Origin of the sequence: Bradyrhizobium sp. WYCCWR 13022 (assembly GCF_030435535.1) — a bacterium.
GTDB lineage: Bacteria > Pseudomonadota > Alphaproteobacteria > Rhizobiales > Xanthobacteraceae > Bradyrhizobium.
The window spans coordinates 67,369-87,884 of sequence record NZ_JAUIZJ010000027.1 but is presented as its reverse complement, the minus strand read 5'-3'; the positions used below and the strand labels follow the sequence as shown (position 1 = coordinate 87,884).

The window sequence follows — 20,516 nt, the reverse complement described above, 5'->3', positions numbered from 1 at the left end:
GCATGACTGCGATCACCGACATGCCCGACCTGCCGCGTGCCGCCCGCCGCCCGCAAATCGGCAACCCGGTGCTGCGCTGGTTGCGCACCAATCTGTTCTCGTCGATTCCCAACGGCATCCTCACGGTCGTTCTGCTGGCGGTGCTGGGGAAAGGCGTATTCAGTTTCGTGCAGTGGGGCATTGCCAACGCGGTCTGGCTCACACCGGCCAACGATTCCAGCGCCTGCAAGGCAATGCGCGGCCTGGGCGCCTGTTGGGCCATCATTCCCGAAAAGTACCGGTTCATCCTGTTCGGCACCTATCCGTTCGACGAGCAGTGGCGGCCGGCGCTGTCGGTCGTGCTGTTCATCGCGCTGTTCTTCCTCTCCACGCGCCGTGCGCTATGGCGGCGCGAACTTGCTTTCCTCTGGATCGGCGCGCTGGCGCTGATCAGCGTGCTGATGTGGGGTGGCGTGTTCGGGTTGTCCTTCGTCTCGCAAGACCGTTGGGGAGGCCTGCCGGTGACGCTGATCCTGGCGACGTTCGGACTGGCGTTCGGTTTCCCGCTCGGAATTCTGGTCGCCCTCGGCCGGCGCTCGAAGCTGCCGGCGATCCGCTCGCTCTCGGTGTTCTATGTCGAACTGATCCGCGGCGTGCCGCTGGTCAGCCTCCTGTTCATGGCGAGCGTGATGTTTCCGCTGTTCATGCCTGCCGGATTCAACATCGACAAGCTGCTGCGGGCGCAGATCGCGATCATCCTGTTCGCGGGCGCTTATCTGGCCGAAGTGATCCGCGGCGGCCTCCAGGCCGTGCCGCGCGGCCAATATGAGGCCGCCGATGCGCTGGGGCTGTCGTACTGGCGCAAGCACCGGCTGGTCGTTTTGCCGCAGGCGATCCGCCACGTCATCCCGCCGCTGGTCAACACCTTCATTGCCTTTTTCAAGGACACCAGCCTGGTGCTGATCATCGGTATCTTCGACCTGCTGACGACGGCCAAGACCGCGATCATCGATCCCGCGTGGCAGCAATTTTCGGTCGAGGTCTATATCTTCGTTGCCGCGATCTATTTCGTCTTCTGCTTCGCCATGTCGCGCTACAGCCGGAGCCTGGAGGCGACGGGCGGAAGGTGAGGGCCCAAGTCCCGGACGCGCCGCGTCCGGGACACCAGAAGCCTTAGTTCTTCACCTTGGGATCAATCGGCGTCCGCCCGCGCAGGCCCAGAATATCCTCCAGCACCTTCGCGCCGGCGATCACCTGCGCATCCGCGCGGGGCGCGCCGACGACCTGCACGCCGACCGGCAGGCCCGACGCCGTGAAGCCGCAGGGCAACGACAGCGACGGGCAGCAGGCGAGGGTGATGGCGTAGACGATGCCGAGCCATTCGACGTAGTTCTCGAATCTCTTGCCGGCGCATTCCGCGACGTAGCGGTGCTCGATCGGGAAGGGCGGTACGATCGTCGTTGGCGTCAGCAGCAGATCATACGTCTTGAAGAACTCGATCGCGCGCGCGGTCATGCCGACGCGCTGCGCCTCGGCGCGCGCGAGCTGCTCGACGGTGAGCTTGAGACCCTCCTCGATGTTCCAGATCACCTCCGGCTTGAGAAGGTCGCGCTTGGTGCGGAGAAGATTGGCCTTGGTGATCGCAAAGTCGAAGGCGCGCAGCACGTGGAAGCATTCATGCGCCTCGCGCCAGTCGGGATGCGCGTCCTCGACGATGGCGCCGGCCTCGGCGAAACGTTCGGCGGCCTTGCGCGTGATCGCCTTGACCTCGGGATCGACGGGCGTGATGCCGAGATCGGGCGAATAGGCAACTCGCTTCGGCTTCTTGCCCGATTGAGCAGCAGAAAGGAACGAGGTTGTCGGCGCCGGCAACGACAGCGGATCGTCGGCATAGTCGCCGCTCATGGCATCGAGCAGCAGCGCGAGATCCTCGACGTTGCGGGCCATCGGGCCGACGACGCCGAGATTGCGGTCGATGCCCGATTTGGGCGTGTGCGCGACGCGTCCGATGCTCGGCCGCATGCCGACGACGCCGCAGAAGGCCGCGGGGCTGCGCAGCGATCCACCCATGTCGGACCCCTGAGCGAGCCATGCCATGCCCGTTGCGAGCGCGACCGCAGCACCGCCCGATGAACCCGCGGCCGATTTGGACGTATCCCAGGGATTGAGCGTCGCGCCGAAGACTTCGTTGAAGGTGTTGGCGCCGGCGCCGAATTCCGGCGTGTTGGATTTTGCATAGACGACCGCGCCGTTGGCTTCGAGGTTCTCGACCATGAGGTCGGACGTCGCGGAAATGTTGTCTTTGAAAATTGGCGAGCCCTGCGTGTTCAGCACGCCGGCGACGTCAGTGAGATCCTTGATCGGCAGCGGCAAGCCCGCCAGCAGCCCGCGCGCACCAGCAGGCTTCTGCATCAGGGCCTTTGCATGGGTTCGCGCGCGATCGAAGCACAGCGTCGGCAGCGCGTTGACCTTGCCGTCGACCTCCCTGACGCGCTTCTCCACCACATCGAGCAGTTCAAGCGGAGAAACGTCGCCGGAGCGCAGCTTGTCGACGACGGTGCAGGCGGTTTCGCGGATCAACTCTTGAGACAACTATCTTACTCCTAAGCTAGGCTTGGTTCGCTCTGATAGAAAAAATCTAAGCCCACCCGGCGCTGATACCGCCATCCACCGTGTAGATCACGCCAGACGTATAGCCGGCGCGATCGGACGCCAGGAATGCCATGAGGTCGCCGATCTCGCGCGCATGCGCGGGGCGGCCGAGCGGCAGGCCTTTCTGGAATTCCTTGTAGCGGCTCTCGTCGCCGAACTGGTGCTTTGCCCGCGTCTTCAGCAGCGTGACGTGACGATCGGTGCCGACGGGGCCGGGATTGATGCCGACCACGCGGATGTTGTCGGCGAGGCTTTTTCCGCCGAGCGCGCGGGTGAAAGCCATCAGTGCGGCATTGCCGGCGCTGCCGCAGATGTAATTGGCGTCGAATTTCTCGCCGGCCGCGCCGATGTCGTTGACGATAACGCCGCCGCCTTTGGCTTTCATCTGCGCATAGATCTGCCGCGTGAGGTTGATATAGCCGAACACCTTCAGTTCCCAGGCGTGGCGCCAGGTCGCTTCGTCGATCTTGTCGATCGAGCCGCCGGGGATATCGCCGGCATTGTTCACGAGCACGTCGATGTCGGCGGCTTCCTTCGCGAGCCGCGCGATGTCCTCCGCCTTGCGTAGGTCGACGATGCTCGTCGCGGCATCGATCTGGTGTGCCGAGCGCAGGCGGTCGGCCAGCGCCTTGAGCTGATCGCCGCTGCGGGCGGCGAGCAGGAGGTTTGCGCCTTCCTCGGCAAACGCCTCGGCGGCGGCGGCGCCAATGCCCTTGGACGCGCCCGTGATCAGGACGCGCTTGCCACGCAGATGCAGATCCATGAGAGGTACTCGCAGGATGGGAACGGAATGAAATCAGTAGGCGCCCGGCTGCGCCATGGTCAACATTGCAGTGCAGCGTTGCACTGCCGCCGACTTTGGTCCATTGCAGTGCGGTCAAAAAGACGGCGGCTGCCGGACCAACCAAGGACGTTCTCGATGAGCAAGAAACAATACCGGATCGCAGTCATTCCCGGCGACGGCATCGGCAAGGAAGTGATGCCCGAAGGCCTGCGCGTTCTGGAGGCCGCCGCGAAGAAGCACGGCGTGTCCCTGCATTTCGATCATTTCGACTTCTCGTCCTGGGACTATTACGAGAAGCACGGCCAGATGATGCCGGACGACTGGAAGGAGAAGATCGGCAAGCACGACGCGATCTATTTCGGCGCGGTCGGCTGGCCGGCAAAAATTCCGGATCACGTCTCGCTGTGGGGCTCGCTGATCAAATTCCGCCGCGAGTTCGATCAATATGTGAATTTGCGCCCGGTGCGCCTGATGCCCGGCGTGCCGTCGCCGCTCGCCAATCGCAAGCCCGGCGATATCGATTTCTGGGTGGTGCGCGAGAACACCGAAGGCGAATATTCCTCCGTCGGCGGCCGCATGTTCCCGGACACCGACCGCGAGTTCGTCACCCAGCAGACGGTGATGACCCGCACCGGTGTCGACCGCATCCTGAAGTTCGCTTTCGAACTCGCCCAGTCGCGGCCGAAGAAGCATCTGACGTCGGCGACAAAGTCGAACGGCATCTCCATCACCATGCCTTATTGGGACGAGCGCGTGGAGGCGATGGCCAGGAAGTTCCCGGGCGTGAAGTGGGACAAGTACCACATCGACATTCTCACCGCGAACTTCGTGCTGCATCCGGACTGGTTCGACGTCGTCGTCGGCTCCAACCTGTTCGGTGACATCCTGTCCGACCTCGGTCCGGCCTGCACCGGCACGATCGGCATTGCGCCGTCGGGCAACATCAATCCTGAGGGCGACTTCCCCTCGGTGTTCGAGCCCGTGCATGGTTCGGCACCCGACATCGCGGGGCAGGGCATAGCCAACCCGATCGGTGCGATCTGGTCGGGCGCGATGATGCTCGATCATCTCGGCGAGAAGGTCGCAGGCAAGTCGATCGTCGATGCGATCGAGCGTACGCTGGCCGAGCGCACGCTGCGCACCAAGGATCTCGGCGGCAACGCCGACACGACGGCTTGCGGCAAGGCCGTCGCGGATATGGTGGACTAAGGCGATCTTCTACAGAAGACGTCGTCCCGGTCTTCGCCGGGACGACGTGATGACGGCTTATCCGACGATCTGCTCGATCGTCGCCTGATCCAGCCCGAACTTCTTCCCGGCCTCGACAATTTCCTGCCAGGTGGTCGGATCGACCGGAATGCCTTCGGCGAGACGTTTCTTCTTGGTCTCGCGCTCGGGCTCGCCGGCGATCTTCACCTTGTCGACGCCGGGAGCGGGCGGCGAGCCGGTGTGCCAGGCGACGAAGCTTTCGACTTCGCGCGCCAGGTTTTCGCCGGTGCCGAGCTTGCCTGGATCGATGACGATCGAGAGCATGCCGTTGAGGACGTTGTACTTGCCGTCCGACGGGCCCTTGACCACTTGTCCGCCGGACAGCGCGCCGCCGAGGATCTCGCATACCAGGGCGAGCCCCGAACCCTTGTGCTCGCCGAACGGCAGGATGGCGCCGTGCGGCGGGATCACGGTGTAGCGAGGGTTGGTGGTCGGCTTGCCCTCGTTGTCGATGATGGTGCCGGGTTCGAGCTGGACGCCTTTGTTGTGGGCGACGCGGGTCTTGCCCTGCGCGATCCTGCTGGTGGCGAAGTCGAGCACGATGGGGTCCTTGCCCCGGCGCGGAATGCCGACGCAGAACGGGTTGGTGCCGTGACGCGCATCGCTGCCGCCCCAGGGCGCCACGATCGGGCGCGAGATCACGTTGACGAAGTGGATCGAGACCAGCCCGTGGTCGATGCACTGCTCGGCCCAGTGGCCGATGCGGCCGATGTGGTGCGCGTTGGAGAGACCGACGAGGCAAACGCCGTTTTGCTTGGCGCGCGCTGCCGCAAGCTCCATCGCTTCATGGCCAATCACCTGGCCGTAGCCGGTGAGGCCGTCGAGGGTCAGAAGCGGGCCGGTGTCGAGCACGGTCTTGACGTGCGCGTTCACGGCGAGGCCGCCGTTGATGACGCTCTGGACATAGCGCGGGATCATGCCGACTCCGTGGGAGTCATGCCCTTTGAGATTGGCCTCGACGAGATTGGTGGACACGAGCTCTGCCTCTCGGTCCGAGGAGCCGCCGGCCCTGACGATGGCGCGGATGGCGTTGGTGAGCGGCTCTGCCTTGATGTTGCGATAGTCGGCCATTGTTGTTGCTCTTATCCTTTCACGATCCGGCGGCAATGGACCCATGCCGCCTCAATCAGGTTTTCACTGGCTTCCGGCGTACGGAAGGCGGAATGCGCCGACAGCGTCACGTTCGGAATCCTGGTCAGCGGATGGTCCGCCGGCAGCGGCTCGATGTTGAAGACGTCGAGGCCGGCATGACGGATATGGCCCGACTTCAGCGCATCGATCATGGCCTGCTCGTCGACGATGGCGCCGCGCGCGGTGTTGATGAGGACGACGCCCGGTTTCATCCGGCCGATCTTCTCGCGCGTGATCATGCCGCGCGTTTCGTCGTTGAGCAGCAGGTGCAGCGATACGACATCGCTCTTCGCCAGCAGCGTATCGAGATCGGTGAATTCAACGCCCGGACGGCTCTTCGGCGAGCGGTTCCAGGCGATCACCTTCATGCCGCTGCCGGACGCGATGCGCGCGACCTCCGCGGCTATGCCGCCGAATCCGATCAGGCCGAGGGTCTTGCCGGTGAGTTGCATGCCATCCTCGCGCAGCCAGTTACCGGCGCGCATCTCGCGGTCCATCATCGCTATGACGCGGGCCGAGGCCCACATCAGCGCGATCGCCGACTCTGCCACTGCGGTGTCGCCATAGCCCTTGATCAGATGCACGGAAATGCCGAGTTCGGCGAGTTCCTCCGGGTTCATGTAGCTCCGCGCGCCCGTGCCGAGGAACACGACGTGCTTCAATCCTCCGCACTTCTTCGCCACTTCGGTCGGAAGCGCCGTGTGGTCGACGATGGCGATCTCCGCGCCGTCGAGGATTTCAGGATATTGCTCGGGCTTGATGTCAGGATCCCTGTGGATCCGTACCTTGGGATCGCCGGCCTTTTCCAGCCGCTCCATGATCAGGGCAAGCGCCTCGTTGGCGTCGACGAATACTCCACGCATGTCTGTCTCCGATCAGGAAGCGACGCCGGCGATCGCCAGCACGGTGTGCATCAGCACGTTGGTGCCTGCAGCGCAGTCGGGTTGCGTCGCATCTTCCAGCTCGTTATGGCTGATGCCGTCCTTGCAGGGCACGAACACCATCGCCGCGGGCATGACCGTGTTGAGGTTGCAGGCGTCGTGACCGGCGCCGGAGGTGATGCGACGCGAGGAATAACCGAGCGTCTTCGCGGCATTCTCGACGGCTGCGATCAGCTTGGGATCGAAATGCGTTGGCGGCTTGCGCCAGACGAGGTCAATTTTCACATCGACCTTGCGACGGGCCGCGATCTCGCTAATCGCGGCGCGCAAATCACGATCCAGCGCATCCATGATGGCGCCATCGGCGCTGCGGCAATCCATGGTGAAGGCGATCTCGCCGGGAATGACGTTGCGCGAGGGATTGGCGATCACGGCCTCGCCGATGGTGCCGACCGCGTTCGGCCCGTGTTTCTTCGCGATGGCCTCCATCGCCAGCACGATCTCGGAGAGCGCCGCCAGCGCATCGCGCCGCAGCGGCATCGGCGTCGAGCCCGCATGGCTCTCGAAACCGGAAATCTTTCCGTCGTACCACAGCACGCCCTGGCCGGAATCGACCACGCCGATGGTTTTGCCTTCAGCTTCGAGGATCGGGCCCTGCTCGATGTGCAGCTCGACGAAGCAGCCGAGCTTCTGAAAGCCGACCGGCTTGTCGCCGCGATAGCCGATGCTGTCGAGCGCCTGGCCGACCGTGGTCCCGTCGATGTCCTTGCGTGAGAGAATGTCGTCGGTGGTGAAATCGCCGACGTAGGCGGCGGACGCCATCATGGCCGGCGCAAAACGCGAGCCTTCCTCGTTGGTCCAGTTGACGACGCAGATCGGCGCCTCGGTCTCGATGCCGGCGTCGTTCAGCGTGCGGATGACTTCCAGCGCGCCGAGCGTTCCCAGAATGCCGTCATACTTGCCGCCGGTCGGCTGGGTGTCGAGATGCGAGCCGATGCCGACGGGCAGCTTCGACATGTCGCGGCCCTTGCGCAGCCCGAACTGCGAGCCGAGCGCATCGGTGTGAACCTCGAGCCCGGCGTCCTCACAGGCTTTCCGGAACCAGTCGCGCACCTGCTTGTCTTCGCTGCTCAGCGTCAGCCGCCGCACACCGCCTTTGGCTGTCCCGCCGAATTTCGCGGTCTCGTGGATGGATCCCCAGAGGCGGGCGGAGTCGATTTGCAGGTTGGTCGCGGCTCGGCTCATGCGTTCAGTCTCTCGTGTTGTCCGGCGCCTTTTTCAATGACGCGCCGGGACGGGCGCGTCAACCGCGAGGCTGCACTGCGCAATCTGGCAGGCAAGCTCGGCGACGCGCTGCACCGCGACGACGTCGGGCGAGGCGAGCCAGCTCGCCGTGAATGTCAGCGGTGCGATCGCCAGATCAGTGTCGAGCAATTGCAGCCGGCCGTCGGCGAGCTCGTTCTCGACGATGGCGTCGGGAATCACGGCGATGCCGAGGCCTTCGATTGCCATGTGGATGACGGTCGCGAGCGAAGCCGACGCATGGAGGCGGATCGGCGGCAGCTCCGGCCGGTCGAACACTTCGCGCACAACCTCGTAGGGCCTGGTCTTGCGTGGGAAGGTGATGATCGGAAACCGCGCGATATCGGCTGAAGTCACCGGGCCATGACCGAGCCCGAGTGATGGACTTGCGAGAAAGCCGATTGGATAGTCGGCGAGCTTGCGGTTGTGCACGCCCGAGGCCGACAGCGGTCCGACCACGAATGCAAGCTCGATCTCCTGTGCGAGCAGGCGCGCGGTGAGATTCGGTGTGATGTCGACCTCGATCTCCAGCGACAGATTCGGATAGATCTCGTTGACGCTCTTCACCAACCGCGGGAGCCAGGTGTGCACGATGGTCTCGGCGACGCCGAGCCGCATTACGCCGCGCATTGCGGAGCGGTCGCCGATCTCGGCCATCATCTGGGCCCGCAGGCCAATCAGCTTCTCGGCGTAGACCATCATCTGCCGCCCGCTCGGGGTCGGCGAGGCCACGCGATGATCGCGGTTCAGGAGCTTCACGCCCATCTCACGTTCGAGCTGGGCGATGCGCTGGGAGATCGCTGGCTGGGTCGTATTGAGCCGTGCCGCAGCCCCCCGGAAGCTGCCGAGCTTCACAACCCAGAGGAAGGTTTCGATCGACCTGAAGTCCAGCATTGGAAGGATTTTCCCAAACGATAAATCAGATTTATCGATATCGATTAGAAAGGAAGATTAGACTTTATAGCACGCTTGGTGTTGGCTGTCTTTGTCGAGTTTATAGGCAGGTCGATCGCATGACTGTTTTGGTGGCAGCGCAGCAAACTGAAACGCCCGACACGCTTCCGAGCCTCCAGGCGCGGCTCGCTTATCGCGGTGGTGAGGTCGGCTCGACCGCGGGGATCGCCCCCGGCTTCGTCCAGGGTAATCTGGCGATCCTGCCGGCCGAATATGCCGGCGCCTTCCACCGATTCTGCCAGCTCAATCCAAAGCCGTGTCCGATCATCGGCATGTCCGACGTCGGCAGCCCGCACATCCCTGCGCTCGGCGCCGATCTCGACATCCGTACGGACGTGCCGCGCTACCGTGTCTGGCGCGACGGCGAAGTCGTGGACGAGCCGACCGACGTCACCGGCTACTGGCGCGACGATCTCGTGACCTTCGTGCTCGGCTGCTCGTTCTCGTTCGAGGAGGCGCTGCTCGACGAGGGCATGCCGATCCGTCACATCGAGGAGAATGTGCGCGTGCCGATGTATCGCACCAATATTGCTTGCGGCGTGTCAGGTCCGTTCGCGGGGCCGATGGTCGTCTCGATGCGTCCGTTCAAGCCGGCTGACGCGATCCGCGCGGTGCAGATCACCTCGCGCTATCCGGCCGTGCACGGCGCGCCCGTGCATCTGGGCCATCCCCATCTGATCGGCATCAAGGACATCGCCAAGCCTGACTATGGTGATCCCGTATCTGTCGCCGACGACGAGATCCCGGTGTTCTGGGCCTGCGGCGTGACGCCGCAATCGGTGATCAACGCCGCCAAGGTGCCGTTCGCAATCACGCATTCGCCTGGCCTGATGCTGGTGACGGATCTGAAGAACAGGAACATGGCCGTGATTTAGTAGGCAGCGTTTGCTGCTTCTTCGGGCTTTACGCAGTTTGCCAATCGTTTCATTCGATACGCGCAAAATTCGAATAACAGGGGACTTTGCCAATGACGATCACTCGCCGCGACGTTCTACTCGGAGCCACCGCCGCCGCTGCGCTGCTGCCGCTAGCCGCACGCGCCCAAACTTCCGAGGTCGTGATCGGTGCGACCTATCCCCTGTCGGGTGCCGGCGCCCAGGTCGGCGTCGATGCGCAGCGCGCGTTCGAGACCGCGGTCGACATCATCAACAATGATCAGGACTTCGATCTTCCGCTGGCGAAGGGCGTCGGCCTCCCCGGTCTCGGTGGTGCCAAGATTCGCATGGTGTACGCCGACCACCAGGGCGATCCGCAGAAGGGGCGCGCCGAAGCCGAGCGGCTGATCACCCAGGAGAAGGTCTGCGCCGTGCTCGGCTCCTATCAGAGCGCGGTCGCGGTCACGGTCAGCCAGATCTGCGAGCGTTACCAGGTCCCGTTCCTGTCGGCGGACAATTCCTCGCCCAGCCTGCACCGCCGCGGACTGAAGTACTATTTCCGCGCTTCGCCGCATGACGAGATGTTTTCCACCGCGATGTTCGATTTCCTCGACGCGATGAAGAAGAAGAAGGGCGTCAAGGCCGATACGCTGGCGCTGTTCCACGAAGATACGATCTTCGGCACCGACTCCGCCAACGCCCAGACCAAGCTCGCGACCGAGCGCGGCTACAAGATCGTCTCCGACATCAAGTACCGCGCCAACTCGCCGTCCTTGTCGGCCGAAGTCCAGCAGCTCAAGGCCGCCAATGCGGACGTGCTGATGCCCTCGAGCTACACCACGGACGGCATCCTGCTGGTCAAGACCATGGCTGAGCTCGGCTACAAGCCGAACGCGATCCTGGCCCAGGCAGCCGGCTTCTCCGAAAAGGCGCTTTACGACGCCGTCGGCGACAAGCTCGAAGGCGCGATTACCCGCGGCAGCTTCTCGCTCGATCTCGCCGCCAAGCGGCCGATGGTCGGCAAGATCAACGATCTGTTCAAGGCGAAGTCGGGCAAGGACCTCAACGACAACACCTCGCGCCAGTTCATGGCGATGATCGTGATCGCGGACGCCATCAACCGCGCCAAGTCGACCGACGGCGAGAAGATCCGCGACGCGATGGCCGCAACCGACATTCCGGGCGAGCAGACCATCATGCCCTGGAGGCGGGTCAAGTTCGACGAAATGGGCCAGAACAACGACGCCGATCCAGTGCTGCTGCAATATATCGGCGGCAAGTTCGTCACCATCTTCCCGGCGCAGGCGGCGGTGGCCGAAGCTGTCTGGCCGATGAAGTGAGGACGGGTTCGGGAGCTCGGGGCTCCCGATCCTGATGCTGCGGATCAAGGCGGAGGGCCACGTCGGGAAAGACGAGGGCGGGCTCTCCCTTTGCGATGCATGCTCGATGACGCCCCTCGGGACGAGGGTTTTTTCTGGGGGACAAGTTGCTGACAGTCGAAACAATTGTCCAAAGTCTCGCGAGCGGCCTGCTGATGGGCCTGCTCTACGGACTGATCGCCGTCGGCCTCGCGCTGATCTTCGGCCTGATGGACGTCACGAACTTCGCCCATGGCGAATTCCTGATGATCGCGATGTACGCGTCCTTCTTCCTGTTCACGTTCTTCGCCATCGACCCCTTGCTATCGGCGCCGTTGGTCGCGGCGGCGCTGTTCGTGTTCGGTGCGATCGTCTATCTGCTGATTGTGCGCTTCGCGATGAGGGCCAAGGCCAACGCCGGCATGGTGCAGATCTTCTCGACCTTTGGCCTCGCCATCGTCATGCGGGGCCTCGCCCAGCTGTTCTTCACGCCGGACTATCGCAGCATTCCGCAGTCCTGGCTCGGCGGCAAGACCGTCTCGATTGCAGGCATCTTCCTGCCGGAGCCACAGCTGGTCGGTGCGCTGGTCTCGATCGCCGCCTTCGTCGGCCTCTACTTCTTCATCCACCGCACCGATTTCGGCCGTGCGCTCGAAGCCACCCGTGAAGATCCCGGTGCGGTCGCGCTGGTCGGCATCGACAAGAACCGCGTGTTCGCGTTCGGCTGGGGCCTTGGCGCCGCGCTCGTCGGTCTCGCCGGCGCGATCATGGCGGTGTTCTTCTACATCTACCCCGACGTTGGTGCGTCCTTTGCGCTGATTGCCTATGTCACGGTGGCGCTCGGCGGGTTCGGCAGCGTGTTCGGCGCCTTTGCCGGCGGCATCATCGTCGGCCTGGTTGAAGCGGTCACAGCCCTGATGCTGCCGCCCTCGCTGAAGTCGGTCGGCATTTATGCGGTGTACTTGCTCGTCGTCTTCATTCGGCCGCGTGGCCTGTTCGGGTCGATGTGATGGACAAGAATTTTGCCGCGCGGCGTCGCCGCGATCTCATCGTCGCCGCAGTGCTGGCCGTGCTTGCCGCCCTCGCGCCGCTGTTCGTCAAGAACGTCTACATCCAGAACATCCTGGTCCTGACCCTGATGTATGCAGCGCTGTCGCAGAGCTGGAACATCCTCTCCGGTTATTGCGGACAGATCTCGCTGGGCCACGCGCTCTATTTCGGCATCGGTGCCTACACCACCGAGCTTCTGTTCACGAAGTTCGGCGTATTGCCCTGGTTCGGGATGCTCGCCGGCGGCGGGATCGCGGCACTCATCGCGATGGGGCTCGGCTATCCCTTCTTCCGCCTGCGCGGCCATTACTTCGTGATCGCGACCATCGTCATCGCCGAGATCGGCTTGCTGCTGTTCCAGAATTGGGATTGGGCGGGAGCCGCGATGGGGATCACCATACCCGTCCGCGGCGACAGCTGGCTGAAATTCCAGTTCATGCGCAGCAAGCTCCCGTATTTCTATTTCGCGCTGGCGCTGTGCTGCCTCGCCTGGTTCGTCACCTGGTGGCTGGAGGATTCCAAATGGGGCTTTTGGTGGCGCGCGGTGAAGGACAATCCGGAAGCCGCCGAGAGCCTGGGCGTCGTCGTGTTCAATTCCAAGATGGGGGCGGCAGCGGTCTCTGCGTTTCTCGTTGCCGTCGGCGGTGCCTTCTATGCGCAGTTCCTCGCCTATATCGATCCTGAAAGCGTGATGGGCTTCCAGTTCTCGCTGCTGATGGCGCTCCCGGCGGTGCTAGGCGGTATCGGGACTCTCTGGGGGCCAGTGTTAGGTGCGACCATCCTCATCCCGATGACGGAACTGACGCGCTCCTATATCGGTGGCTCCGGTCGCGGCGTCGATCTCATCGTCTACGGCACGCTGATCGTCTTGATCTCGCTGGCCTTGCCGCAGGGCCTGGTCAGCCTGTTCTCCCGCTCCAAAGCGAAGGGAGCCACGCGATGACCGCGCTCCTTGAAACCCGCGGCGTCTGGCAGCGGTTCGGCGGTCTCGTCGCCAACAGCGACGTCTCGATCTCGGTCGGCCGCGGCGAGATCGTCGGCCTGATCGGTCCGAACGGCGCCGGCAAGTCGACGCTGTTCAATCTGATCGCCGGCGTGTTGCCGCCGACGCAAGGCTCGATCTGGTTCGACGGTGAGGATGTCACCAACCTGCCGGCCGCCGAGCGCTGCCAGCGCGGTGTCGGGCGCACCTTCCAGGTCGTCAAGAGCTTCGAGACCATGACTGTCATCGACAACGTCATCGTCGGTGCTCTCGTCCGCAACACCGTGATGCGCGTGGCACGCCGCAAGGCGTATGAGGTGCTGGAGTTCACCGGCCTCGCTGCGCGCGCCGACGTGCTCGCAAGCGATCTCGTGCCGGCCGAGAAACGCCGCCTCGAAGTCGCGCGTGCGCTCGCGACCGAACCGAAGCTGCTTCTGCTCGACGAAGTCCTCACCGGCCTCACGCCGACCGAGGCGCAGACCGGCGTTGCGCTGGTGCGCAAGGTGCGCGATGCCGGCATTACCGTGCTGATGGTCGAGCATGTCATGGAAATCGTGATGCCGCTGGTCGATCGCGCCATCGTGCTCGACCTCGGCAAGGTGCTGGTCGAAGGCAAGCCCGCGGACGTCGTCCGCGATGCCAAGGTAATCAAGGCATATCTGGGAGATCGTCATGCTGTCGGTGCATGAAGTCACGACCGCCTATCAGGGCCTGGTCGCGATCTCCGCGATCAGTATAGAGGTCACCAAGGGCGAGATAGTATGTGTCGCCGGCGCCAACGGCGCGGGCAAGTCGACGCTGCTGAAGTCGATCGCAGGTGCCGAGCGTCCGCGCTCGGGCACTGTGACTTTCGACGGCAAGAGGCTCAACGGCATGGCGCAGCACCACATCACGGCGGCCGGCATCGCCTATGTGCCGGAAAACCGCCGCCTGTTTCCGCGCCTGTCCGTGCGTGACAATCTCCGCCTCGGCAGCTATCTCTATCGAGGACAGGCGGATCGCGAGGGGCCGCTCGATCTCGTCTTCAAGCTGTTTCCGCGCCTCTCCGAGCGCCTCGAGCAGCGCGCCGAGACGCTGTCCGGCGGCGAGCAGCAGATGCTCGCCATCGGCCGCGCGCTGATGACGCGTCCCCGGCTATTGATGCTGGACGAGCCTTCGCAGGGCATCATGCCCAAGCTGGTCGATGAGATTTTTCAGGCGGTGAAGCTCATCCGAGACTCCGGCATGACGGTGCTGATCGTCGAGCAGCGCATGGCCGAGTGTCTGGAGATCGCCGACCGCGCCTACATCCTGCAGACCGGCCGCGTGCTGATGCAGGGCCCGGCGGCGGAGATCAGGGGCAATCCGGACGTGCGGAAGGCGTATCTGGGACTGTAGGCGTGAAGTGTGGGAGTAAGCTCGCCCCACATATTCGGTGTCATCGCCCGACTTGATCGGGCGATCCGGTACGCCGAGACGTCAGAGAAATACGGATAAGCCGCGGCGTACTCGATTCCCCGCTTTCACGGGGGAATGACAGTGGTGGGTGAGGCGGCGTTTGTCCGCCTATGACAGCATGATGCTAATGCTCGTGCCCATGCTCCGGCAACGTCACCCCGAACACTTTCACCAAATCTGCGACTTGCTCCGGCGACAGATATCGCGGGTTCATCCCGCGCAGCAGCAGATACAGCTTCGCCGTCTCCTCCAGCTCCTCCGTCGCGAATACGGCCGCTTCCAGCGTGTCGCCGGCAACGACCGGGCCGTGATTGGCGAGCAGCACGGACGAATATTTCCCCGCCAGCCCCTTGATCGCATCGGCGACCGCGGGATCGCCGGGGCGGAAATAGGGCACGAGCGCGGTGGCGCCGCATTTCATGAGATAATAGGCCGTCATAGCCGGCAGCGCTGCGCGCGGATCGATCTCGGGGAGCATCGAGAGCGCGACCGAATGCGTCGAGTGCAGGTGCACAATCGCGCGGGCACTGCCGCGCGTGTCGTAGAGCGCCGTGTGCAGCGGAACTTCCTTGGTCGGCGCATCGCCCGAAACCAGGTGGCCATGCTCGTCCAGCCGCGACAGCTTTGCGGGATCGAGGAAACCGAGCGAAGCATTGGTCGGCGTCACCAGCCACCCGCCGCCGTCCAGGCGGACGCTGATATTGCCCGAAGAGCCCGGCGTCAGCCCGCGCTCGAACAAGGACCGTCCGAAGCGGCAGATATCCTCGCGCAGCCTTGTTTCATTGCTGGTTTCAGTGCTCTTGGCCGTCATGCCCGCTTGTCTCACGCTTTGGCAGCGCGGCCAAGCCGTGTTATTCGAGATCGTGAGCCGTCGCGAAGGCCGGCCGTCCAGGAAACGTTCGCAAGAATAAGTTGAAGGGTTCAGTTGCATGTCCGCCTCCACGTCTCAAAACCAGCGCATCGCCGTCATCGGGCTTGGCTCGATGGGATATGGCATGGCGACCTCGTTGAAGCGGGCGGGCCATACCGTGACCGGCTGCGACGTTTCAGCCGACGCGGTCGCGCGCTTCGTCAAGGACGGCGGCGCCGGCGCAACAACGCCGGCCGAGGCGGCCAAGGGCGCCGATACCGTCGTCAGCGTGGTCGTCAATGCCGCCCAGACCGAGACGATCCTGTTCGGCAAGGACGGCGTCGCCGAGACCCTGCCGAAGGACGGCGTCTTCATCTCCTCCGCCACCATGGACCCTGACGTGGCGCGGCGTCTGGCAAAGCAGCTCGAGGCAACCGGCCGGCATTATCTCGACGCGCCGATCTCCGGCGGCGCCCAGCGCGCCGCGCAGGGCGAGCTGACGATCCTCGCCTCCGGCAGCCCGGCTGCTTTCGCCAAGGCGCGGCCTGCGCTCGATGCCATGGCGGCAAAGCTCTACGAGCTCGGCGATGCCGCGGGTCAGGGCGCCGCGTTCAAGATGATCAACCAGCTACTCGCCGGCGTGCACATTGCGGCCGCATCGGAAGCGATGGCGTTCGCGGCCAAGCAGGGCCTCGACATCCGCAAGGTCTATGAGGTGATCACAGCCTCCGCCGGCAATTCCTGGATGTTCGAGAACCGCATGCCGCACGTGCTCGACGGAGATTACACGCCGCGCAGTGCGGTCGAGATATTCGTCAAGGACCTCGGCATCATCCAGGACATGGCGCGCACCGCCAGATTCCCGGTGCCGGTCTCCGCTGCCGCGCTCCAGATGTTCCTGATGACGTCGGCCGCCGGCATGGGTCGCGACGACGATGCCTCGGTGGCGCGGATGTATGCGCAAGTCACCGGCGTCAAACTTCCCGGCGACAAGTAAAAGAGGATCTCCGATGCCCCGTTTCGCCGCCAACCTCTCGATGATGTTCACCGAGGTACCGTTCCTCGACCGCTTCGACGCCGCCGCGCAGGCCGGCTTCACCGCCGTCGAATTTCTCTTCCCTTACGACCACCCGGTGGAAGCAGTCGGCGAGCGGCTCAAGCGCAACGGCCTGACGCAGGCATTGTTCAACCTGCCGCCGGGCGACTGGAACGCCGGCGAGAAGGGTTTTGCGGCGCTCCCCTCGCGGTTCGACGATCTCAAGGCGAGCCTCGAGACGGCGCTGCCTTACGCCAAGGCCACCGGTGTCAAGCGGCTGCATCTGATGGCCGGCATCGCCAATCGCGGCGAGCGCGTTGCGATCGAGGCGTTCTACAAATCGGTGGCGTGGGCCGCCGAATTCTTCGCAGCCCACGGCATCGACATCGTGCTCGAGCCGATCAATGCGCGCAACGTGCCCGGCTACTTCCTCAATGATTTCGGCTTTGCGCGCGATCTGATCCAGGAGTTGCGGCTTCCGAACCTGAAGCTCCAGTTCGACATCTATCACTGCCAGATCATCCACGGCGACGTCACGATGCGGCTGCGCGAGATGATGCCGATCATCGGTCACATCCAGATCGCCAGCATTCCGTCGCGCAACGAGCCCGATGGCGAGGAGCTGAACTATCCGTTCCTGTTCGAAGAGCTCGATCGGCTCGGCTATGCCGGCTTCGTCGGCTGCGAATACAATCCGCGCGGCAAGACCACCGACGGCCTCGCCTGGTTCAAGCCCTATGCGGGAGTGAAGTCGTGACCCTCGCGCTGGGCTGCATCGCCGACGACTACACCGGCGCCTCCGATCTCGCCAACACCCTGACGCGTGCAGGCTTGCGCACCGTGCAGACGATCGGCGTGCCGGCCGACGATCTGAAGTTGCCCGACGTCGACGCCGTCGTGGTGTCGCTGAAGAGCCGTTCGATCGAGGCCGGGCTCGCGGTGTCGCGTTCACGCGCGGCCGAGAAATGGCTGCGCGGCCGCGGCGCGAGCCACGTGCTGTTCAAGATCTGCTCGACCTTCGATTCCACCGATGCCGGCAACATCGGCCCGGTAATGGACGCGCTGCGCGCCGATTGCGGCGAGGCGATCGTGCTGGTGACGCCGGCGTTCCCGGAGACCGGCCGCACCGTCTACCAGGGCAATCTGTTCGTCGGCGCCGTGCCGCTGAACGAGAGCCCGCTGAAGGACCATCCGCTCAACCCGATGCACGATTCCAACCTGGTGCGTGTACTCGCGCGCCAGAGCAACACCCAGATCGGACTCGTCGACCTTGCGACCCTCGCGCGCGGGGCTGACGCCGTGCGGGCCCGGCTTGCTGACCTATCCGGTAAGGGCATCGGCGCCGCGATCATCGACGCCGTGTTCGACCGCGACCTCGAGACCATCGGCCTCGTCGCGGCCGGTCATCGATTGTCGGTCGGCGCCTCCGGCATTGGCCTTGGGCTGGCGCGAGCGCTGGTGTCGACCGGCAGGGTCAAGCCTGCCGCGGCAAGCAGCGAGCAGGGCGCCGCCGTCGGCGGACAGGTCGCATGCCTTGCCGGAAGCTGCTCGCAGGCCACTCTTCAGCAGATCGCCAACGCCGAACGCGTCATGCCGGTGTTACATCTCGACACCCAGCGTATTCTTACGGGGACGGGTGAGGCGCAGCGTGCGCTCGACTGGGCAAGACCGCGACTGGCAGATGGTCCCGTGCTGATTGCATCGAGCGCGACTCCGGCTGACGTCGCGGCTCTCCAGGCGCGTCACGGCCGTGACGCAGCCGGCCATGCCATCGAGCAGACAATGGCGGATATCGCTGAAAGTCTCGTGAAATCAGGCGTGCAGCGCCTGATAGTCGCAGGTGGCGAGACCTCTGGCGCTGTCGTTGATCGACTGGAGATTCCCGGATTTTTGGTGGGCGCAGAGATTGCTGCGGGCGTTCCGGTCTTGCGCACTGTGGGATACGCAGGCGGCGACATGCTGCTTGCGTTGAAGTCGGGAAATTTCGGTGGCGCGGAATTCTTCTCGGACGCGATGAGGCTCATGCGCTGAGCGCAGAGCATTTTTAGTTCCTCATTCACTTCTTTGAGGTTCCGTACTCGTACGGAGTCGTAGTTGACAACTGCCCAGGTCGCTTTGTTGTTGGTGCCGGCGCCGCTGCTTTTGGTTGATCCGTAATTCCAGGACGCGCCGCCGCGCCAACGCAAAGAGACCTCTATGTTCGCCAAGATTTCCATTCGCGCCAAGATCATCAGTGTCGTGTCGTTCCTGCTGGTCGCAATGGCGGGCATGGGTCTGCTCGCCGTCATGAAGATGCGGACGATCAACGCCAACACCGTCGACATCACCACGAACTGGATGCCGAGCGTGCGCGTGATCGGCGATTTGCGCGCCGCCGTCATCACCTACCGCAACGTCGTCCGCCAGCACATGCTGGCCGAAAGCCTCGAGGACAAGCTTGCGACCGAGAAGGTCGCGGCGACCGTGCTCGAAGCGCTGGCCAAATCGCGCAAGAAGTACGAGACGATGATCACCTCTGCGGAGGAGCAGAAGCTGTACGGTGATTGGTCCAAGCTTTGGGACGATTACAAGAAGGGCACCGAGGACGTCTTCACGCTGTCGCGCAAGGAAGCCGGCAAGGTGCCGCACGAGGCGCAGGAGCTGAACACGACCAAGGTGAACAAGATCGGTCTGGCTGCGGATGAGATCCTGACCAGGGACATCGAGCTCAACACCAAGGGCGGTGATCAGGCTGCCGCGGACGCCGCCGACACTTTCTATTACGCCTTCATGCTGGTCGCGATCATTCTCGGCGCTGCCGTCATTGCCGGCATCGGCGTCGGCTTCTACCTGGTTCAGGACGTGTCCGCCGGCATCAACTCGATCATCCAGCCAATGCAGGCGTTGGGTCGCGGCGACCTCTCCGCTGATGTCCCGCACCGCGGCGAGAAGACCGAGATCGGTGCGATGGCGGACGTACTTCAGATCTTCAAGGAGGCGCTGATCGCCAAGAAGGCGGCCGACGAGACCGCTGCGGCCGACGCCGAGGCCAAGATCGAGCGCGGACGTCGCGTCGACAACATCACCCGCGAGTTCGAGACGATGATCGGCGAGATCGTCCAGACCGTGTCGTCGGCCTCGACCCAGTTAGAGGCGTCCGCCTCGACGCTGACCTCGACCGCCGATCGCTCGCAGCGGATGGCAACCACGGTCGCCGCGGCCTCGGAAGAAGCCTCCACCAACGTGCAGTCGGTGGCATCCGCGACCGAAGAGATGGCCTCCTCGGTCGGCGAGATCAGCCGTCAGGTGCAAGAATCGGCGCGGATGGCGGGCGACGCCGTCGGCCAGGCCCGTGCCACCACCGAGCGCGTCAGCGAGCTGTCGAAGGCGGCCTCCCGCATCGGCGACGTCGTCGAGCTGATCAACACCATTGCCGGCCAGACCAACCTCTTGGCGCTGAACGCAACCATCGAGGCGGCGCGCGCCGGTGAAGCCGGCCGCGGCTTCGCGGTGGTCGCCTCCGAGGTGAAGGCGCTCGCCGAACAGACCGCCAAGGCGACCGGTGAGATCGGCCAGCAGATCTCCGGCATCCAGGCGGCTACCAACGACTCGGTCGGCGCGATCAAGGAAATCTCCTCGACCATCGAGCGGCTCTCGGAAATATCCTCGGCCATCGCGGCCGCGGTGGAAGAGCAGGGCGCTGCAACCCAGGAAATCGCCCGCAACGTGCAGCAGGCGGCCCAGGGCACCCAGCAGGTCTCCTCCAACATCACCGACGTGCAGCGCGGCGCGACCGAGACCGGAACGGCCTCCTCGCAGGTGCTCTCGGCGGCCCAGATGCTGTCCAACGACTCGAGCCGGTTGAAGACCGAAGTCAGCAAGTTCCTGACAAACGTCCGCGCGGCCTGAGTTTCGCGCAGACCAGCGATCGACGAAGGGGCGGCGCCGCAAGCGCCGCCCTTTTTTCTACCGCCGGTAGCATGATGGCGCGCATAGG

The 20,516-nt window shown here is 64.1% G+C and carries 19 protein-coding genes; 12 read left to right on the top strand and 7 right to left on the bottom strand.

Going from position 1 to position 20,516, the window contains the following annotated elements; translation table 11 throughout:
• Positions 1 to 2: 2 nt before the first annotated feature.
• Complete coding sequence (locus QY049_RS31985; protein WP_258762539.1) at positions 3 to 1,109, top strand: amino acid ABC transporter permease; 1,107 nt, start codon at positions 3 to 5, stop codon at positions 1,107 to 1,109.
• Between the two features lie 43 nt (positions 1,110 to 1,152).
• Here the strand turns inward: QY049_RS31985 and QY049_RS31980 are convergent, their stop codons facing one another.
• Entirely contained in the window at positions 1,153 to 2,571 is a 1,419-nt protein-coding gene (locus QY049_RS31980) for an amidase (RefSeq protein ID WP_258762538.1), read from the bottom strand.
• Positions 2,572 to 2,617: 46 nt separating this feature from the next.
• A complete protein-coding gene (locus tag QY049_RS31975) occupies positions 2,618 to 3,394 on the bottom strand; it encodes an SDR family oxidoreductase (RefSeq protein ID WP_258762537.1) in 777 nt (258 codons plus the stop codon).
• 156 nt (positions 3,395 to 3,550) lie between these two features.
• On the opposite strand from QY049_RS31975, the gene QY049_RS31970 reads away from it, so the two are divergent.
• Complete coding sequence (locus tag QY049_RS31970) at positions 3,551 to 4,624, top strand: tartrate dehydrogenase (RefSeq protein ID WP_194476953.1); 1,074 nt, start codon at positions 3,551 to 3,553, stop codon at positions 4,622 to 4,624.
• A 57-nt stretch (positions 4,625 to 4,681) separates the two neighbouring features.
• Here QY049_RS31970 and QY049_RS31965 read toward each other — a convergent pair whose 3' ends face one another.
• The 4 genes from QY049_RS31965 to QY049_RS31950 are packed head-to-tail and all read right to left on the bottom strand — an operon-like array spanning position 4,682 to position 8,892.
• Positions 4,682 to 5,755: a malate/lactate/ureidoglycolate dehydrogenase gene (locus tag QY049_RS31965; protein WP_194476952.1), complete on the bottom strand. Its 1,074-nt coding sequence runs from the start codon at positions 5,753 to 5,755 to the stop codon at positions 4,682 to 4,684.
• 11 nt (positions 5,756 to 5,766) lie between these two features.
• Entirely contained in the window at positions 5,767 to 6,678 is a 912-nt protein-coding gene (locus QY049_RS31960) for an NAD(P)-dependent oxidoreductase (RefSeq protein ID WP_258762536.1), read from the bottom strand.
• A 12-nt stretch (positions 6,679 to 6,690) separates the two neighbouring features.
• Positions 6,691 to 7,941, bottom strand: coding sequence for a Zn-dependent hydrolase (locus QY049_RS31955; protein WP_258762535.1), 1,251 nt, complete (start codon positions 7,939 to 7,941; stop codon positions 6,691 to 6,693).
• A 33-nt stretch (positions 7,942 to 7,974) separates the two neighbouring features.
• Complete coding sequence (locus tag QY049_RS31950) at positions 7,975 to 8,892, bottom strand: LysR family transcriptional regulator (protein ID WP_194476949.1); 918 nt, start codon at positions 8,890 to 8,892, stop codon at positions 7,975 to 7,977.
• Between the two features lie 119 nt (positions 8,893 to 9,011).
• Here QY049_RS31950 and QY049_RS31945 point away from each other — a divergent pair, with 119 nt between their 5' ends.
• The 6 genes from QY049_RS31945 (at position 9,012) to QY049_RS31920 (ending at position 14,594) form a co-directional block, all read left to right on the top strand.
• Positions 9,012 to 9,827, top strand: coding sequence for a putative hydro-lyase (locus QY049_RS31945; protein WP_194476948.1), 816 nt, complete (start codon positions 9,012 to 9,014; stop codon positions 9,825 to 9,827).
• A gap of 92 nt (positions 9,828 to 9,919) precedes the next feature.
• Entirely contained in the window at positions 9,920 to 11,167 is a 1,248-nt protein-coding gene (locus QY049_RS31940; RefSeq protein ID WP_194476947.1) for an ABC transporter substrate-binding protein, read from the top strand.
• Between the two features lie 149 nt (positions 11,168 to 11,316).
• Positions 11,317 to 12,195, top strand: a complete 879-nt coding sequence (locus QY049_RS31935) for a branched-chain amino acid ABC transporter permease (protein ID WP_194482796.1) — start codon at positions 11,317 to 11,319, stop codon at positions 12,193 to 12,195.
• Positions 12,195 to 13,178, top strand: a complete 984-nt coding sequence (locus QY049_RS31930) for a branched-chain amino acid ABC transporter permease (RefSeq protein WP_258762534.1) — start codon at positions 12,195 to 12,197, stop codon at positions 13,176 to 13,178. Before QY049_RS31935 ends, QY049_RS31930 begins: the two co-directional genes overlap by 1 nt.
• Positions 13,175 to 13,906, top strand: coding sequence for an ABC transporter ATP-binding protein (locus QY049_RS31925; RefSeq protein ID WP_258762533.1), 732 nt, complete (start codon positions 13,175 to 13,177; stop codon positions 13,904 to 13,906). The genes QY049_RS31930 and QY049_RS31925 overlap by 4 nt, the downstream gene beginning before the upstream one ends.
• Positions 13,890 to 14,594, top strand: a complete 705-nt coding sequence (locus tag QY049_RS31920) for an ABC transporter ATP-binding protein (protein ID WP_194476944.1) — start codon at positions 13,890 to 13,892, stop codon at positions 14,592 to 14,594. The genes QY049_RS31925 and QY049_RS31920 overlap by 17 nt, the downstream gene beginning before the upstream one ends.
• A 184-nt stretch (positions 14,595 to 14,778) precedes the next feature.
• Here the strand turns inward: QY049_RS31920 and QY049_RS31915 are convergent, their stop codons facing one another.
• Positions 14,779 to 15,465: an aldolase gene (locus QY049_RS31915; RefSeq protein ID WP_258762532.1), complete on the bottom strand. Its 687-nt coding sequence runs from the start codon at positions 15,463 to 15,465 to the stop codon at positions 14,779 to 14,781.
• A 118-nt stretch (positions 15,466 to 15,583) separates the two neighbouring features.
• Between QY049_RS31915 and ltnD the strand changes: the two genes are divergently transcribed.
• The 4 genes from ltnD to QY049_RS31895 all read left to right on the top strand — a co-directional run bounded on the left by ltnD (position 15,584) and on the right by QY049_RS31895 (position 20,428).
• On the top strand, positions 15,584 to 16,501 hold the full coding sequence (gene ltnD / locus QY049_RS31910) for an L-threonate dehydrogenase (RefSeq protein ID WP_258762531.1): 918 nt from the start codon (positions 15,584 to 15,586) through the stop codon (positions 16,499 to 16,501).
• A 13-nt stretch (positions 16,502 to 16,514) separates the two neighbouring features.
• Entirely contained in the window at positions 16,515 to 17,297 is a 783-nt protein-coding gene (otnI, locus tag QY049_RS31905) for a 2-oxo-tetronate isomerase (protein ID WP_194476941.1), read from the top strand.
• Positions 17,294 to 18,571, top strand: coding sequence for a 3-oxo-tetronate kinase (gene otnK, locus QY049_RS31900; protein ID WP_258762530.1), 1,278 nt, complete (start codon positions 17,294 to 17,296; stop codon positions 18,569 to 18,571). The genes otnI and otnK overlap by 4 nt, the downstream gene beginning before the upstream one ends.
• A gap of 165 nt (positions 18,572 to 18,736) precedes the next feature.
• The gene (locus QY049_RS31895; protein ID WP_258762529.1) at positions 18,737 to 20,428 is read left to right on the top strand and encodes a methyl-accepting chemotaxis protein; all 1,692 of its coding nucleotides are present in this window, start codon (positions 18,737 to 18,739) and stop codon (positions 20,426 to 20,428) included.
• The last annotated feature ends 88 nt before the right edge of the window (positions 20,429 to 20,516 follow it).

Bases quoted from the DNA above. Each gene is read 5' to 3' on its own strand.
- QY049_RS31965 (WP_194476952.1), bottom strand. From the start codon at position 5,755: ATGGCCGACTATCGCAACATCAAGGCAGAGCCGCTCACCAACGCCATC.
- QY049_RS31940 (WP_194476947.1), top strand. From the start codon at position 9,920: ATGACGATCACTCGCCGCGACGTTCTACTCGGAGCCACCGCCGCCGCT.
- QY049_RS31975 (WP_258762537.1), bottom strand. From the start codon at position 3,394: ATGGATCTGCATCTGCGTGGCAAGCGCGTCCTGATCACGGGCGCGTCC.
- QY049_RS31920 (WP_194476944.1), top strand. From the start codon at position 13,890: ATGCTGTCGGTGCATGAAGTCACGACCGCCTATCAGGGCCTGGTCGCG.
- QY049_RS31970 (WP_194476953.1), top strand. From the start codon at position 3,551: ATGAGCAAGAAACAATACCGGATCGCAGTCATTCCCGGCGACGGCATC.
- QY049_RS31960 (WP_258762536.1), bottom strand. From the start codon at position 6,678: ATGCGTGGAGTATTCGTCGACGCCAACGAGGCGCTTGCCCTGATCATG.
- QY049_RS31915 (WP_258762532.1), bottom strand. From the start codon at position 15,465: ATGACGGCCAAGAGCACTGAAACCAGCAATGAAACAAGGCTGCGCGAG.
- ltnD (WP_258762531.1), top strand. From the start codon at position 15,584: ATGTCCGCCTCCACGTCTCAAAACCAGCGCATCGCCGTCATCGGGCTT.
- otnI (WP_194476941.1), top strand. From the start codon at position 16,515: ATGCCCCGTTTCGCCGCCAACCTCTCGATGATGTTCACCGAGGTACCG.
- QY049_RS31950 (WP_194476949.1), bottom strand. From the start codon at position 8,892: ATGCTGGACTTCAGGTCGATCGAAACCTTCCTCTGGGTTGTGAAGCTC.
- QY049_RS31955 (WP_258762535.1), bottom strand. From the start codon at position 7,941: ATGAGCCGAGCCGCGACCAACCTGCAAATCGACTCCGCCCGCCTCTGG.
- QY049_RS31985 (WP_258762539.1), top strand. From the start codon at position 3: ATGACTGCGATCACCGACATGCCCGACCTGCCGCGTGCCGCCCGCCGC.
- QY049_RS31925 (WP_258762533.1), top strand. From the start codon at position 13,175: ATGACCGCGCTCCTTGAAACCCGCGGCGTCTGGCAGCGGTTCGGCGGT.
- QY049_RS31945 (WP_194476948.1), top strand. From the start codon at position 9,012: ATGACTGTTTTGGTGGCAGCGCAGCAAACTGAAACGCCCGACACGCTT.
- QY049_RS31930 (WP_258762534.1), top strand. From the start codon at position 12,195: ATGGACAAGAATTTTGCCGCGCGGCGTCGCCGCGATCTCATCGTCGCC.
- QY049_RS31895 (WP_258762529.1), top strand. From the start codon at position 18,737: ATGTTCGCCAAGATTTCCATTCGCGCCAAGATCATCAGTGTCGTGTCG.